Here is a 15,003-nt window from a genome sequence, read left to right as displayed (position 1 = left end):
CCCCCCCCCCCCCCCCCCCCCCCCCCCCCCCCCCCCCCCCCCCCCCCCCCCCCCCCCCCCCCCCCCCCCCCCCCCCCCCCCCCCCCCCCCCCGGTCCTGTCGTGAGCGGTATGACACATATCCGACCCGTGAAAGCGCATTGCCCCGAACGCCCGGCTTCGGATTCACATGTTGTAGGCGTTGCCTCATGAGGCGACGACAGGAGAGCCCAATATCGATTCAATGAATCGATCCGATGTTTACTTCTTGACGTACGGAGCGTCACGAGAGTTGACTCGCCTGCACCCGGGTCGCGGTGTTGCGGCCCAGTCAGGGAGGGGCAACCGCGCATGAAGGCAATGACGCGACGGCTCATCGTCGGAACCGCCGCCGTTTCGCTCGCGCTCACCACCGTGGCCGCCTGCGGCAAAACCCATGACAAGTCGTCAGGCGGCGGCAAGGACAAGACGATCGGCCTGCTGCTCCCGGACACCACGACCACCCGGTACGCCAAATTCGACCGTCCCCTGATCGAGGCCAAGATCAAGGAACTGTGCTCGGACTGCAAGGTCAGCTACGACAACGCCTCGGCCGACCCGGCGAAGCAGGCGCAGCAGGTCAGCAGCATGATCGCCAAGGGCGTCAAGGTGCTCATCCTGGACGCGCAGGACTCGGTCGGCATCCAGTCCTCGGTGCAGGCCGCGGTCGACAAGGGCATCAAGGTCGTCGCGTACGACCGCCTCGCGCAGGGTCCGGTGTCCGCCTACGTCTCCTACGACAACGAGAAGGTCGGCGAGTTGCAGGGGCAGGCGCTGCTGGACGCCATGGGTCCCAAGGCCGTTCCCACCTCGAAGATCGTGATGATCGACGGCGACCCGGCCGACCCGAACGCCGCCGCCTTCAAGGAAGGCGCCCACAAGATCCTCGACGGCAAGGTGAACATCGCCTACGAGCAGTCGGGTCTGTGGAAGGACACCGTCGCCAACCAGAAGGTCACCGCGGCGATCACCCAGCTCGGCAAAGCCGCCATCGCCGGTGTCTACTCCGCCAACGACGCCATGGCGGGCGGCATCGCCACCGCCCTCAAGGGTGCGGGCATCAACCCGCCGCTCACCGGTCAGGACGCCGAACTCACCGCGATCCAGCGGATTCTGGCGGGCACTCAGACCAGCACCGTCTACAAGGCGTACAAGCCGGAGGCGGACGCCACCGCGCAGATCGCGATCGACCTGCTGAACGGCAAGGACGTCAAGTCCGTGGCCGACGGCACCGCCAAGAGCGGTTCCGGCCAGGACGTCCCGGCGAAGCTGCTGGACGCCATATCGGTGACCAAGGAGAACATCAAGGACACGGTCATCAAGGACGGTCTCTACACCACCGCCCAGATCTGCACCGCCGAATTCGCCCAGGCGTGCAAGGACGCCGGCATTCAGTAGGAGACGCTTCGAGCGGGACGCGCATCCGACGGATGACGCGTCCGGCGAGAAACCTCCGGCAGCGGTTTCGACCGGCCGGGTCAGGGGCGCGTACCGCGTACGCCGTATCCCTCGGCCCGGCCGGTGGTCACACCGCCGAACCCTTCGGGGGCAGCGCGCCGCCGCGCGGACCGTCGGACTCCCAGCTCACGAAGCGCCCCGACTCGCGGACCAGACCGGTCATGAACCACAGCACCACCGCCGAGTCGTCCGTCCACCCGAGAACCGGGATGACGTCCGGGATCGCGTCCAGCGGCGAGACCACGTAGATCGCCGCCAGGACCGTGAAGGCCAGCAGCTTGGCGCGCGACAGGCCCGGATAACGGCGGTGCAGAACCGCGCTGACCAGACGCGGTGTCGCCACCAGCCGCCGGAACAGGCCCGGTTCGCCCGGGCGGCGCGTCTCGCGGTACAGGCCCCACGCGGAGCGGCCGGTGCGCAGCGGCACGGGCGCCCTGCTCGGCTTGCGGTCGCTTCTGGCCATGGCGGCGGCTCCTTCGGCGTACGGACGGACATGGATACGGGGCGAGGCCGAGTGGAGACCTGACGGCCTCCGGTCGGGCGGGGACCTCACGGCCTCCGGTCGGTCGGGAACCTCCCGGCCTCACTGTCACCGCCTACCCCCGATCCGGCCGTGCGCGACGCCGCCACGCCCGACGGGCGGCGTCCGAGAGCGAATCGGGTCATCGGGTTGTCGGATGTCCGTAAGGCTTCGGGCGGCGCCGCCCTCACAAACTCCTCACGTTGAGCGCCGACCGCCTGGGCAGGCGAGTACCCATGGGCCCGGTACGTGGGCTCGACACTCCGCACCCGACGAAAGGCGGTGTCTCCGTGAGCTGGCAACACCAGGCCGCATGCCGCACCGAGGACCCCGAACTCTTCTTCCCCGTGGGCAACGCCGGACCGGCCAAACTCCAGGTGCAGAAGGCCCAACGGGTCTGCGCGGACTGCCCGGTCAGGGAGACCTGCCTGAGCTACGCCCTCGACATGGGCGAAAGCCTCGGCGTGTGGGGCGGCACCAGCGAGGAGGAACGCCGCACCCTGAAACGTCGGAGGTCTCGGCAGCAGGCCGCGGTGGCCCGCGCGTCGGCGGGCACCGCGGAGCCGCATGTCACGCACCGCGCCCCTTGACCGGCGTCAGCAGATCCCGCTCCAGGACGACGGACAGCGACAGGGTCCGGTATCCGGCGGATTCGAAGAGCACGGTGACCGTGTCGTCCGCGACGCCCATCACCTCGCCCTGACCCCATTTGTCGTGCAGGACCCGGACGCCGGGCGCGTACCGGCCGTGCGAAGCGGCCGCGGCCCCGGCGTCCGGCCGTCCGCGGTCGCGGCGCCAGATACGTGCCCGGCTCCCGCCCCGCGCGGCTGCCGCGGCTGACTCCCGGCCGCCGGAACCGGACTCCGCGTCCTGTCGGGAGTCGCCCCGCGAGCCCGTACCGCGCAGGACACCCGCGTGACGGTCCCTTTCGGGGGCCGGGGCGCCGGGTCCGGTCGCCGAACCGCACGTGTCGCAGTTGCCGCAGCCTCCGGGGAGCGCCTCGCCGAAGTAACCCAGCAGGAACGCCCGCCGACAGCCGTCGGTCTCCGCGAAGCCGCGCATCATGTCCACGCGGGACTGCTCCAACTGCCGGTGGCTGTCGGCGGTTTCCAGCGCCCGCTCCACCGCGGCCTTCCGCGCCGCGGCCGTCGCGCACTCCGGCGTCAGCGACACCTTCCCGTCCGCCGCCGTACGGACCGCGCCCGCCTGCCCCAGCAAATTGAGGACACCCGTCAACCGGCTCGCCGTCAGGCCGGTGTCGCCACGCAACGCCGTCACGGAGACCGCGGCGGGCTCCTCGGCCGCCTTCTTCCCGGCCGCCTTGCCCGTCGTCCGCTCGGCCGACCGCTCGGCGAGCTGGTCCGCGACCAGGGTGAGGGCGTCGGCGTCCGGGCGGCCGGAGGAGAAGAACCGCCGCAGCCCCAAGTCCTGCGGCCGGTAGGCCATGTACGCCCGCGCCGGTTCCCCGTCGCGGCCCGCGCGGCCGATCTCCTGGTAGTACGCGTCGAGCGATCCCGGCACCGAGGCGTGCACCACGAACCGCACATCGGGCTTGTCTATGCCCATGCCGAACGCCGAGGTGGCCACGACGACCGCCAACTCCCCGCGCTGGAAACGGTCCTGGACGGACGACCGCTCCGCGGCGCGCAACCCCGCGTGGTACGCGGCGGCGGACACCCCCGCGTCCCGCAACTCCTCGGCGTACGACTCGGATTCGCGCCGGGTCGCCGTATAGACGATGCCGGAGCCGGTCTCGGCGCCGACGCGGTCGAGGACCGCGCGCCGCTTGGCCTTCTCCTCCTGGAAGTAGCCGACCGCCAGGTGGATGTTGGGCCGGTCGAACCCGGCGATGACCTCCTGGGCGCCGCGCATGCCCAGCAGTTGAAGGATCTCCGCGCGGACCGGCGCCGCCGCGCTCGCGGTGAGTGCCAGGACCGGCGGGCGGCCGATCCGTTCGCGTACGGCGCCCAACCGCAGGTAATCAGGGCGGAAGTCGTGGCCCCAGGAGGAGACGCAGTGCGCCTCGTCCACCACGAACAGCGCGGGACGGGCCTGCTTCAGCCGCAGGATGACGTCCTCCCTGGCCAGTTGCTCGGGCGCGAGGAAGATGAAGTCCAGGTCGCCGCTCTCCACCCGGTCCCAGGTCTGCGCGTTCTCCGCGTCGCGGTGCGTGGAATTGACCGATGCCGCGCCCGGTCCTTCGCGCTTGAGCAGCCCCTCGACCTGGTCGCGCTGGAGGGCGATCAGCGGGGACACCACGACCGTCGGCCCCTTCAGCAGGACGCCCGGCACCTGGTAGACCGCCGACTTCCCGGCACCGGTCGGCATCACGACCATGACGTCCTGGTGCCGCATCACCGCCTTCATCGCCTCCAGTTGCGGCGGGCGCAGGCTCGGCCAGCCGAACACGTCACGTGCGCAACGCCGTAGCCGACGGGCGGTCGATCCGAACATGCTGCTCCCTGCGGTCGTGGTGGTTGAGGCGGTCGGTCGATGAAGGTCGGCCGATGAAGGTCGGGCGTTGGAGGGGGAGGGCGCCGGGGCGGTGTCGTGGGTGCGGGTGACCGTCAGCGGCGCGATCGGGCAGACGGAAGGCGCCCTTCCCGGGGTCGGGTTCCATGCGGAACTCCTCGAGGAAAGGCGCCTGCGTTCATATCATCCAGATGCCGGGTGTGGCCGGGACCAGGACTCATGGATCACCGACGGCGCGGGCTCGACCTGTCGAGAGCGGCGATACCGACAGCGGCCAGACCGATCTGGATGAGCCACTCGATCCAGTCGACTCCGCTGGTGTCGTCGACGTTGAGACCGTGGGCGATGGCGGCTCCGATGACGGCCGCCACGATGCCGATCAGGATGGTCCAGATGACGCCGATGTGCTGACGGCCGGGGACCACGAGCCGACCGAGCACGCCAATGATAATGCCGATGATGATGGCACTGATGATGCCGGAGATCTCCATGACGTCCCTTCTTGTCGTACGTGGCCACCCACGTGCGTTCTCGGGGGTCGTCTGCCCTTGAAGGACACGAACACGCACTCGGCCCCGGGCGAGGGGGAGTTGGGCCCAAAGGGGTGCTTCACGCGGCCGGGTCCGAGGGGTTCGGGCCCGCGGCCTCCCGGCGTGAAGCGTTCTGGCATGCGGTGTTCCGGCAGGGAGCGTCCCGACATGGAGCGTCCCGGCATGGAGCGTCCCGGCCGCCGGCCCTTGCGGGCGGCGACCGGGACGGGGTGCTCAGGAAGCGGTCCGACTACTTGCAGTCGTCCTTGGCCTCGGGGTGCCAGACGTGACCCTCGTGGCCCCAGTGGCCCATGCCGTCGTGGTTCGCGCCGTCCCAGCCGGCGCTCTCGTGGTGACCGCCGCCGTTGTAACAGGTGTTGCCGAAGGCGGGGTTCAGCGCGCCGATCAGGTTGATCGAGTTGCCGCAGGCGTTGATCGGCACGTCGATCGGGACCTGGATCAGGTTGCCCGACAGGACGCCGGGCGAGCCGATGGCCGCGCCGGTGGCGTCGGCGTCAGCGGCGGCGACGCCGCCACCGGCAAGCACGATCCCGCCGACGAGCGCGGCCAGGACGGCGCCGTTGCGCATGAGCTTCATGGGTACTCCTTTGGTGCTGGTGGTCTGCACTGAGCCCACCGGCATGCGGAGTGTGATCATCCGCCTTACCGGTGTCCGCACTCAGAGTTCGCCACCCGTCGTCGGCCCGGTAGCTGCCGCGCCCGCAAGTCACTCGTCCGGACGGCAGCGAACACCGCTCCCCGAGTGAGCCCGAGGCCCGACTGCGCCGGACGGCTCTGCCGAACGCCTCTGCCGAACCCCTCGGCCCGAACCCCTCGGCCCGGGGCCTCGGCGGTATCGAACGGTCGGAACGCGGGCGGACGGCGACGGTTCAGGAGTCGTCGGGGTGAGGCGGTGTCAGCTGGGCAGACGAGCCGACAGGCCAACCACCGGAGGACATCATGCCGCTGACGTTCCGTAAGTCGTTCCACATATTTCCCGGCGTACGTATCAACGTGAACCGGAAGTCGCTGTCCCTCACGCTCGGACGCAGAGGCGGCGCGCACCGCACCTGGTCGACCACGGGACGGCGGACGACCTCCGCGGACCTGCCGGGCCCCTTCGGCTACCGGCACACCGACCGGCGCAAGTGATCGGCGCGGGCGACCCGCCCCGCCGGTCTCGGAGACCCGTCTCAGAGACCGGAATCCCGCACGAGGGCTCGCGGCGCCTGGCAACGCCAGGCGCCGACGAGCAGCTCCCGCAGCTCGTCCTCGGCGACGGCCTTGAGCCGTACGAGCACGGCGGGGAATCCGTTGTAATGCGGCTCGGTGAAGAACTTCGCCGGGTCTGAGGCGAGGAGCGCCTCCTTCTCCTCCTGGCCCGCGACCCGGACGGCCACCACGTCGGTCCGCGGGACGCGGGCCTGCTTCGGGTCGGTCCGCTCCAGCCACACCCAGGCGAATTTCTTGTGCCTGCCGCCGTTCGGCACCGATACGGACATCCCGTCGTCCGCCGCCACCGCCTCCGGCAGGGTCAACGCGATCCGGCGCACATCGTGATGATCAGCCATCTCCGCATCCTCCATGGAATGCGGGTGCCCGCGCCCGTGGTGGCCATGCCCCGCCGGGAAATCCGCCGGGCGGCGTACCGGCGGCCGGTATGTGAGCGGCATGTGATCCGCGGGCGGGGGCACACGGAGCCTCAGAGGTCGAGGACCTGTCCGGTAGTACCGCCACCGGCCGCGTCCCGTCGTTCGGCGAAAAGAGACTCGATGCCCGACTCCTGCTGCCACACGGTGACGGCGTCGATGCCGCTGCCCGGCGGCCACCGGCTGCGGATTCCGGCGTGGATGGCCTACGACCCGCAGGACTGCCTCGCGGTGCGGATGACCTTCGGCCTCGGCGGCCCCGAGACCGCCACCTGGATCTTCGCCTGGGACCTGCTGGCCCAGGGCCTGACCGGAGCCGTCGGCCTCGGCGACGTCCGGGTCACGCCCTCGGCCGGAACCGGCTCCCGGCTGCTGATCCGCCTCGGCCGTCCCGGCCAGGACGCCCGCGTCGAGCTGGACGCCGCCCCCGTGCGCCGCTTCGTCTCCTTCGCCCGGGAGCGCGCCCCGCTCGACACCCGGACCGTCCGATCCGCCCTGGACGCCGAGCTCTCCCGCATCGTCGAACGCGCCTAGGGCCTGTCCGCCCGTCAGGTCTGGCGCAGCGGCTCGTAGGCGTCGGCGGTCAGGCCGAACGTCCAGGCCACGCCCTCCTTCGCCGTGCTGGTGCCGGGCGGCACCCGCAGCCAGTACGTACGGCTCGTGCCGTCCGGCTCCGGCGTGGAGTTGACGACCTCGACCATCGTCACGTCCTCGTCCCCGGTCAGCGCGATCCGCCAGAGGATGCCGGTCTCGTCCCGGTGCACGGGGACCGCGCCCGACTCGGTCAGATAGCGGTCGTAGCCGTAGTGCTCCAGCATGACGCGGCGCAGCTCCGCGTTCTCCTCGCCGCGTATCCGCTCCGGCGTGAGGGTACCCAGCTCACGCAGGAACTCGGCGGGGACCGGCATACCGCGCCAGGCGTGCAGCGCGAAGCCGTCGGGGAAGGCGAGCGCGGGACCGTCGGCCCGGTCGAGGCGTCCCGCCTCGTCGCGGTGCAGCTCGGCCGGGCGCTCGCAGACGATCGCGACCCGCTCGTACGGCCACCACCAGCCCGCCGAGCGGGCGACCGCCGCCAGCCCGTCCAGCGGGGAGCCCTCCCGCGTGTCGAACGCGCACAGCCAGGCCGCCTCGTGCTGACCGAGGACCGCGTCGAGCAGCAGCAGCCGGATCTCCGGCTCCTCCTTCCGCCCCCGCGCCCACTCCTCGACCACACCGCCCCTGATCCGGCCCGCCAGCGCCTGCGTCCCCTCCCACAGCCGCGCCCCGGTCGCGTTCCACCGCTCGCTCCAGCCCGCGGGGCCGAGCGCCGCGTGCAGCCGGGCCCGCTCCGCGGCCCACGGCCGTCCGCGCACCTCGTCCCGCACGCTGTGGCCCTTGCCGCGCGTCCCCTGAAGCGCGGCCTCCGCGCGCAGCATCGCCACGGCCGCGCGCGGCGATCCGGCCCAGCGGACGCGCTCCGGCTCCGCGAGCCCCGCGCGCCGGTACGCCAGCCGCACCCCCGCCTCGGCCGCCGCGCGGTCCGCGGATCCGGTGGCCACGGCGGCCTGCCTCCACTGCTCGACGGTCGACATGCCGTCCCCTCCCATGAGTTCTGCTCCCTGCCCTCGTGCTGTCCTGCCGTGCCCGCGCGCCCGGCCCCCGGGCGCCACCGCGGGACGCTCAGTCGGCGACCACGCGGACCGAGCCCGGTACGTACTCCCGCTGCCGCACCACGCGGTACCAGCCCTTGGGCAGCGATATCGCCGCGTGCTCCTCGTGCACGACCCGGCCGCCGTCCGGCAGATGCAGCAGCATCGGCGCGAACGGGGCCGGCGGGCTGAAGAGCCGTCCCGGTCCCATGACGGCGTGCGCGTGACCCGTCACCTCGCCCAGCGCGAGGACGAGTCGGCCGCGCGCGTCCCGCGGCTCCTGCGGCGCGTCGTCCATGTGCGGCGGCAGCGCCGACTCCTCGGTCGGCGCGATGAGCACATCACCCTGCCGGTACATCGCTCTCCCTCCGCGCGGCGCTCCGTGCACCGCGTCGACACCGACCGTAGGCCCGGGGTCTGACAACGGCTCAGAGTCGGCCCGGCCGCAGCCGTTGTCAGTGCGGCTTGGTAGAACTTGCTCACACATCGGCCGGTGATCGCCGCGGCCGAATTCGTACGGCCGTCGAATGTCGAACGTCAGGAGCAGGCGGACATGACCATCGGGAACCACATGCGGGAGCTGCACGGCCTGCCCGCCTTCGACTTCCCCGGACCCGACGACAAGGGCACCGACCTGCCGGAAGCGGACGCCGCCGCCTGGCGGATCGGCGTCGACTCCTACGACAGCGAGGAGAAGTGGGAGGACGCCTTCGCCCGGTTCACCCAGGCCGTCGACATCACCCGGGTGCGCGCGCTGATCGTCGGTTCCTGGAGCGAAGCCTACGAGAGCGGACCGGAACCGCTGATCGCGGCCATCTTGTCCGTGAAGGACCGACTGCCCGCGCTGCGGGCCCTGTTCCTCGGCGACATCGTGGGCGAGGAGTGCGAGATCTCCTGGATCAACCAGGGCGATGTCACCCCGCTGCTCGACGGCTTCCCCGAACTGGAGTCGTTCGGGGTACGCGGCGGACAGGACCTGGCCTTCCCCGCCGTGACGCACGCCCGGCTGCGCTCGCTCACCGTCGAGACCGGCGGCATGCCCGCGCAGGCCGTCCGCGGCATCGCCGCCAGCGACCTGCCCGCGCTGGAACACCTCGACCTGTGGCTCGGCACCTCCGAGTACGGCGGGGACAGCGAGATCACCGACCTGGCGCCGTTCCTCACCGGCGCGCTGCTGCCCAAGCTCCGCTCGCTGGCCCTGCGCAACAGCGAAATGCAGGACGAGATCGCCGCGGCCCTCGCCTCCGCGCCCGTCGTGGCCCGGCTGGAGACCCTCGACCTGTCGATGGGCGTGCTGACCGACGAGGGCGCCACGGCGCTGCTCGCGGGCCAGCCCCTCACCCACCTCAAGACCCTCGACCTGCACCACAACTACCTCACCTCGCCGGTCGCCCGGCGCCTGCGGGAAGCCCTCGAACCGTCGGGCGTCCACGTCGAACTGGACCGCGACGACGCCGACGAGGAGGTCGATGACGACGACGAGACCGTGTGGCGTTTCGTCGCCGTCGGCGAGTAGCCGGTCGTTCCGTCAGCCGTCCAGCCGGTCGCCGACCGGCCGATGACCACCGCCGGGCGGCGGACCGGTGACCGGTGACCGTCCATCAGCGCCGGGCACGTGGGCGACCAGGGGAGAGGGGGAAGGTGACGTGAGAGACGAACCGCGCTTCGCTGTCGTCGGCAACCCGGAGAACCGGCGGGTCGGTCTCTTCGCGCGCGCCGCGACCGAGGCCGGGCTGCCCGCGCCCCGCGTCGTGCCCTGGCGCGACGTCCTGCGCGAGGGCGGCGCGACCTTCGCGGCGGACGAGGTCGTACGACTCGACTCGCCCGGTGAGGACGCCGAAGTGGACCGCGCGCTGCGGGACATGGACGACCCCACGCGGGTGGAGGGCAGCGCCCGCTGGTACGCCCGATTCACCGCCGCCGTCCGCACCCTGGACGGCGGCAGGCGGCTGGACGACCCGGACGAACTGGCGGTGCTGTTCGACAAGCGGCGCTGCCACCGGAGGCTGGCCGAGGCCGGGGTGCCCGTACCCGCCTCGCCCACCTCGGGTGCCGCCGCCCCCGCGGTGCGCGGCTGGGCCGACGTACGGGCGCTGATGCGCGAGCACGCCATGCCGCGCGCCTTCGTCAAACTCGCTCACGGATCGTCGGCCTCCGGGGTGCTCGCCGTGGAGACGGCGGGCGGCGGGCGCGTCCAGGCCACCACGTCCGTCGAGTCGGCGGACGGACGTCTGCACAATTCGCTGCGGGTGCGCCGTATCACCCGCGAGACCGAGATCGCCGCGCTGGTCGACGCGCTCGCACCGGACGGCCTGCACATCGAGCGCTGGCTGCCCAAGGCGTCGCTGCACGGGCGCGTCGCCGACCTGCGGATCGTGGTCGTCGACGGCCGCGCCACGCACGCCGTGGTGCGCACCAGCCGCTCGCCGCTCACCAACCTCCACCTGGGCGGCGCGCGCGGCGACCTCGGCGCCGCGATCGAGGCCGCGGGCGTCCGGTGGGAGCAGGCGCTGGAGATCTGCGAGCGGGCCGCCGCCTGCTTCCCCGGCACGCTGTGCGTCGGCGTCGACCTGCTCCCCGCGATCGGCTGGCGGCGCTTCGCGGTCGGCGAGGTCAACGCCTTCGGCGACCTGCTGCCGAGGCTCACCGGACTGCCGGGCAGCGGAGCGGAGGGCCTGGACACCTACGCCGCCCAGATCGCCGCCGTACGCGCCCGCGCCGCGTCGCCGACCGGAGTCCGGCCACCGTACGCACCGGTCGCGTACGAACGGAGCGCGTACGAACCGGCCGCGTACGAACGGAGCGCGTACGAACCAGCCGCCGATGAATCCGCCGCGCCCGTACCGGCGCCGCACGAACAAGCCCCGCCCGAACCGGCGCCGCACGGCGCGGCGCGGCACGTACCAGCAGGCCACGAACCGTCGCACCACCAAGCGCCGAGGACCCGACATGCGACCCTCTGACGCGTCCGCGCCCGCCCTCCTGGACGGCGGAGGCCCGGACATGAACGAGGTCGTGGGCCGTGACGACCTCCTCCTGATCACCCTCGACACGCTCCGCCACGACGTCGCGGCCGAGTTGGCCGCGGCCGGCCGCATTCCGCACCTGGCCCGCCATCTGCCGGGCGGGCGCTGGGAGGAGCGGCACGCGCCCGGCAGCTTCACCTACGCCTCGCACCAGGCGATCTTCGCCGGATTCCTGCCGACCCCGGCGGCGCCCGGACCGCACCCCCGGCTGTTCGCCGCGCGCTTCGCCGGGAGCGAGACCACCGAGGCGGGCACGTACGTCTTCGACACGCCCGACCTGGTGTCCGGGCTCGCGGCGGCCGGATACCGCACCGTCTGCATCGGCGGCGTCGGCTTCTTCAACAAGCGCGGCGCGCTGGGCGACGTCCTGCCGGGACTGTTCCAGGAGAGTTACTGGGAGCCGGAGTTCGGCGTCGCCTCGCCCACCTCCTTCGAGGCGCAGGTCGCGCGCGCGGAGCAGGTCGTCGCCGAACTGCCCGCCGACCAGCGGCTGTTCCTCTTCCTCAACGCGTCCGCGCTGCACCAGCCCAACTGGTTCCACACACCGGGCGCCACCCGCGAGGCCGGTGACACCCGCGCCACGCACGCGGCGGCGCTGGAGTACATCGACCGGCACATCGGACGTCTCTTCCACGCCATGGCGGCCCGCCGCCGCTGCTTCGCCATCGTCTGCTCCGACCACGGCACCACCTACGGAGACGACGGCTACACAGGTCACCGCCTCGGCCACGAGGCGGTCTGGACGGTGCCCTACGCCCACTTCTTCCTGGAGCCGTCCTCATGAACGCGCCGATCACCACGACCACACCGATCTCCTTGACGACACCGATCTCCACGACCACACCGACCGGCACGACCACACCGGTCTCCACGGCCACGCCCGCCGACGCGCCGTCTCCTGACCAGCCCGCGCCCCCCGCCGACAGTCCCTACCAGAGCTACGTCTACGCGTATCCGCACAAGACCGCCTACCGCCCGCTGCCCGACCGGCCCGCGCTGAGCGGCCTGTGGCAGGCGGAGCCCAAGGACGCGCTCTCGCTCTATCTGCACATCCCGTTCTGCGAGGTCCGCTGCGGATTCTGCAACCTCTTCACCCGCATCGGCGCGCCCGGCGAGCTGACCACCCGCTATCTCGACGCGCTCGACCGGCAGGCCACCGCCGTCCGGGACGCGCTCGGCGACCGCGAGCCGCTACGGTTCGCCACCGCGGCCTTCGGCGGCGGCACCCCCACCTTCCTGACGGCCGCCGAACTGGAACGGCTCTGCGACATCGCCGAGCGCCGGATGGGCACCGACCTGCGCGCGATCCCGCTCTCCGTCGAGGCGTCGCCCGCGACCGCCACCGCCGACCGGCTCGCCGTCCTCGCCGACCGCGGCGCCACCCGGCTCAGCCTCGGTGTCCAGAGCTTCGTGGACGACGAGGCGAAAGCCGCCGTACGGCCCCAGCGCCGCGCCGACGTCGAAGCCGCGCTCGCCCGCGTCCGCGACGCCGGTATCCCGGTCCTCAACATCGACCTCATCTACGGCATCGACGGCCAGACCCCGGCCAGTTGGCGCACCTCGCTGGAGGCCGCGCTGCGCTGGCGGCCGGAGGAGCTGTACCTCTACCCGCTGTACGTACGGCCGAAGACCGGCCTGGAGAGCCGCACCGCCGTCAGCGACCCGGCCTGGGACGAGCAGCGGCTGCGGCTGTACCGACAGGGCCGCGACCACCTCCTGACGCACGGCTACGAGCAGGTCTCCATGCGGATGTTCCGCCGGGCCGACGCCACGCCCCAAGGGCCCGACGACCACGCCTGCCAGACCGACGGCATGATCGGCCTCGGCTGCGGCGCCCGCTCCTACACCTCCACGCTGCACTACTCCTTCGACTACGCCGTCGACATGCGCGAGATCCGCGCGATCATCGACGAGTACACCACCACCGACGACTTCACCCGCGCCGCCCACGGCCGCCGGGTCGACGCCGACGAGGCCCGCCGCAGGCACCTGCTCCAGTCGCTGCTGCAAGCCGACGGCATGCCCCTGGCCGACTACCGCGACCGCTTCGGCACCGACGCCCACGCCGACTTCGCCGCCGAGATCGACCGCTTCGCGGCCCGAGGCTGGCTCGACGACGAGGCCCCCGCGACCGGCCGCATACGGCTGTCCCCCGAAGGACTCGCCCACTCCGACGCCCTCGGCCCCGAACTGTTCTCACCCCGGGTCCGGGCGGCGATGGCCGCGTACGAGCTGAAGTGAGGACCCCGCCATGGATCTGACACTGCTCTACCGCGGCCCGCTCGCCTCCTGCGACTACGACTGCCCGTACTGCCCCTTCGCCAAGCGCCGCGACAGCCCCGCGCAACTGCGCGCCGACCGCGCCGCGCTCGCCCGCTTCGCGCACTGGGCGCGAGAGCAGCGGGGCGACCGGCTGTCCGTGCTGTTCACCCCGTGGGGCGAGGGCCTGGTCCGCTCCTGGTACCGGAACACCCTGGCCCAGCTGTCGCACGAGCCGCACATCGACCGGGTCGCCATCCAGACGAATCTGAGCTGCCGCACCGACTGGCTCGCGGACGCCGACCCCGGCACCGTCGCCCTGTGGTGCACCTACCACCCCGGCCAGACCCCGTACGACCGCTTCCTGCGCAAGACCCGCGAAGTGGCCGACCGCGGTGTCCGGTTCAGCGTCGGCGTCGTCGGGCTGCCGGAACACCTCGCGGACGCCGCCCGGCTGCGCGCCGCGCTGCCCGGCCACGTCTACCTGTGGGTGAACGCCGCCGAGGGCCACACCTACACCGACGCGGAAGCCGACGCCTGGACGGCCCTCGACCCGCACTTCCCCTACAGCCGCCACCCGCACCGCTCGGCCGGCCTGCCCTGCCGCACCGGCGAGTCCGTCCTGTCGGTGGACGGCGACGGCACGGTCCGCCGCTGCCACTTCGTCCGCGCCGAACTGGGCAATCTCTACGACGGCTCCTACCGGACCGCCCTGGCCCCCCGCCCCTGCCCGCTGGCCGTCTGCGACTGCCACATCGGCTATGTCCACCTGGAGTCGCTGCCGCTCTACGACGTCTTCGCGGGCGGAGTCCTGGAGCGCGTCCCCGCGGACCGCACGGCCACCGCGCCGGAAGCGGGCGCCGCGGGCGGCAGGGCCCTGCTGCCGCTAATCTGACCCGCCGTCACCCCCGGAGGCCGCGGGGGACGGCGGCGGACCCACGGGGAGAATGGGCAGGTGGGCCGCGCGCCGGATAGTCTTGGGCGGTGGGCAGCGAACCGAGACCGCAGGCCGGAACGGCCGCTGAGCTGATGAAGGCCATGACCCGGCTCCGGGCCCGGCTGCGGGCCGAGTCGGCGACGGACGACATGCGGTGGACCTGGTCGCAGATCACCACGCTGGGGCGCATCGTGGACGAGGGCCCCACCACGGCGAGCGATCTGGCCGCGGCCGAACACGTACGGCGGCAGTCGATGGCCGAGACGCTCGCGGCGCTGCGCGACGGCGGGCTGATCACCTCGGGCAAGGACCCCGCCGACGGCCGCAAGACGCTCCTGCACGCGACGGCCGAGGGCCGGGCGCTGGTCGAGACCATCCCCGCCGTCCGGGAAGCCTGGCTGGAGGCGGCGGTACGCGATCTGCTCCGGGCCGACGAGCGCAGGACGCTGCTGAAGGCGGCCGAGATCATGAACCGCCTGGCGGACAGCGACCGTTGACCCGCCGCCG

The 15,003-nt window shown here is 72.4% G+C and carries 17 protein-coding genes; 10 read left to right on the top strand and 7 right to left on the bottom strand.

Features of this window, described 5'->3' with window-relative positions:
• The first annotated feature begins 329 nt into the window (after positions 1-329).
• Entirely contained in the window at positions 330-1,415 is a 1,086-nt protein-coding gene (locus ACZ37P_RS34955) for a sugar ABC transporter substrate-binding protein (RefSeq protein ID WP_355348987.1), read from the top strand.
• Positions 1,416-1,542: 127 nt separating this feature from the next.
• Here ACZ37P_RS34955 and ACZ37P_RS34950 read toward each other — a convergent pair whose 3' ends face one another.
• Positions 1,543-1,938, bottom strand: a complete 396-nt coding sequence (locus tag ACZ37P_RS34950; protein ID WP_355348990.1) for a YkvA family protein — start codon at positions 1,936-1,938, stop codon at positions 1,543-1,545.
• A gap of 347 nt (positions 1,939-2,285) precedes the next feature.
• Between ACZ37P_RS34950 and ACZ37P_RS34945 the strand changes: the two genes are divergently transcribed.
• Positions 2,286-2,585, top strand: a complete 300-nt coding sequence (locus ACZ37P_RS34945; protein WP_355348993.1) for a WhiB family transcriptional regulator — start codon at positions 2,286-2,288, stop codon at positions 2,583-2,585.
• Here the strand turns inward: ACZ37P_RS34945 and ACZ37P_RS34940 are convergent.
• The 3 genes from ACZ37P_RS34940 to ACZ37P_RS34930 all read right to left on the bottom strand — a co-directional run bounded on the left by ACZ37P_RS34940 (position 2,566) and on the right by ACZ37P_RS34930 (position 5,595).
• Positions 2,566-4,449, bottom strand: a complete 1,884-nt coding sequence (locus ACZ37P_RS34940) for a RecQ family ATP-dependent DNA helicase (protein WP_467350446.1) — start codon at positions 4,447-4,449, stop codon at positions 2,566-2,568. The genes ACZ37P_RS34945 and ACZ37P_RS34940 overlap by 20 nt on opposite strands.
• A 242-nt stretch (positions 4,450-4,691) precedes the next feature.
• Positions 4,692-4,958, bottom strand: coding sequence for a GlsB/YeaQ/YmgE family stress response membrane protein (locus tag ACZ37P_RS34935; RefSeq protein ID WP_391049869.1), 267 nt, complete (start codon positions 4,956-4,958; stop codon positions 4,692-4,694).
• 289 nt (positions 4,959-5,247) lie between these two features.
• On the bottom strand, positions 5,248-5,595 hold the full coding sequence (locus ACZ37P_RS34930) for a chaplin (RefSeq protein ID WP_391049870.1): 348 nt from the start codon (positions 5,593-5,595) through the stop codon (positions 5,248-5,250).
• 362 nt (positions 5,596-5,957) lie between these two features.
• Here ACZ37P_RS34930 and ACZ37P_RS34925 point away from each other — a divergent pair, with 362 nt between their 5' ends.
• Positions 5,958-6,149 (top strand): DUF4236 domain-containing protein, encoded by a 192-nt coding sequence (locus tag ACZ37P_RS34925; protein ID WP_188283018.1) that lies wholly within the window; start codon positions 5,958-5,960, stop codon positions 6,147-6,149.
• Positions 6,150-6,190: 41 nt separating this feature from the next.
• On the opposite strand, the gene ACZ37P_RS34920 is transcribed toward ACZ37P_RS34925, so the two are convergent.
• Complete coding sequence (locus tag ACZ37P_RS34920; protein ID WP_188283019.1) at positions 6,191-6,568, bottom strand: MmcQ/YjbR family DNA-binding protein; 378 nt, start codon at positions 6,566-6,568, stop codon at positions 6,191-6,193.
• A 201-nt stretch (positions 6,569-6,769) separates the two neighbouring features.
• Between ACZ37P_RS34920 and ACZ37P_RS34915 the strand changes: the two genes are divergently transcribed.
• A complete protein-coding gene (locus ACZ37P_RS34915) occupies positions 6,770-7,180 on the top strand; it encodes an SsgA family sporulation/cell division regulator (protein WP_467350443.1) in 411 nt (136 codons plus the stop codon).
• Between the two features lie 14 nt (positions 7,181-7,194).
• On the opposite strand, the gene ACZ37P_RS34910 is transcribed toward ACZ37P_RS34915, so the two are convergent.
• Positions 7,195-8,217 carry a DUF6745 domain-containing protein gene (locus ACZ37P_RS34910; protein ID WP_467350456.1) on the bottom strand — a complete coding sequence of 341 codons (1,023 nt, stop codon included), beginning with the start codon at positions 8,215-8,217 and terminating at the stop codon, positions 7,195-7,197.
• A gap of 88 nt (positions 8,218-8,305) precedes the next feature.
• Positions 8,306-8,632: a hypothetical protein gene (locus ACZ37P_RS34905; RefSeq protein WP_188280697.1), complete on the bottom strand. Its 327-nt coding sequence runs from the start codon at positions 8,630-8,632 to the stop codon at positions 8,306-8,308.
• A gap of 195 nt (positions 8,633-8,827) precedes the next feature.
• On the opposite strand from ACZ37P_RS34905, the gene ACZ37P_RS34900 reads away from it, so the two are divergent.
• From ACZ37P_RS34900 to ACZ37P_RS34875, 6 genes are all read left to right on the top strand, one after another.
• Positions 8,828-9,790, top strand: a complete 963-nt coding sequence (locus ACZ37P_RS34900) for an STM4015 family protein (protein ID WP_391161836.1) — start codon at positions 8,828-8,830, stop codon at positions 9,788-9,790.
• 130 nt (positions 9,791-9,920) lie between these two features.
• Positions 9,921-11,237 (top strand): STM4014 family protein, encoded by a 1,317-nt coding sequence (locus ACZ37P_RS34895; protein WP_467350441.1) that lies wholly within the window; start codon positions 9,921-9,923, stop codon positions 11,235-11,237.
• A gap of 40 nt (positions 11,238-11,277) precedes the next feature.
• Entirely contained in the window at positions 11,278-12,084 is an 807-nt protein-coding gene (locus ACZ37P_RS34890) for an STM4013/SEN3800 family hydrolase (RefSeq protein ID WP_391161835.1), read from the top strand.
• Entirely contained in the window at positions 12,081-13,541 is a 1,461-nt protein-coding gene (locus ACZ37P_RS34885) for an STM4012 family radical SAM protein (RefSeq protein WP_467350439.1), read from the top strand. Before ACZ37P_RS34890 ends, ACZ37P_RS34885 begins: the two co-directional genes overlap by 4 nt.
• Positions 13,542-13,551: 10 nt before the next feature.
• Positions 13,552-14,454, top strand: coding sequence for an STM4011 family radical SAM protein (locus tag ACZ37P_RS34880; protein WP_467350437.1), 903 nt, complete (start codon positions 13,552-13,554; stop codon positions 14,452-14,454).
• A gap of 89 nt (positions 14,455-14,543) precedes the next feature.
• The gene (locus ACZ37P_RS34875; protein WP_355349027.1) at positions 14,544-14,993 is read left to right on the top strand and encodes a MarR family winged helix-turn-helix transcriptional regulator; all 450 of its coding nucleotides are present in this window, start codon (positions 14,544-14,546) and stop codon (positions 14,991-14,993) included.
• The last annotated feature ends 10 nt before the right edge of the window (positions 14,994-15,003 follow it).

This window comes from Streptomyces sp. NPDC024632 (assembly GCF_055559175.1).
Note: the sequence above shows the minus strand (reverse complement) of the source record. Positions and strands in the feature narration are given on the sequence as shown.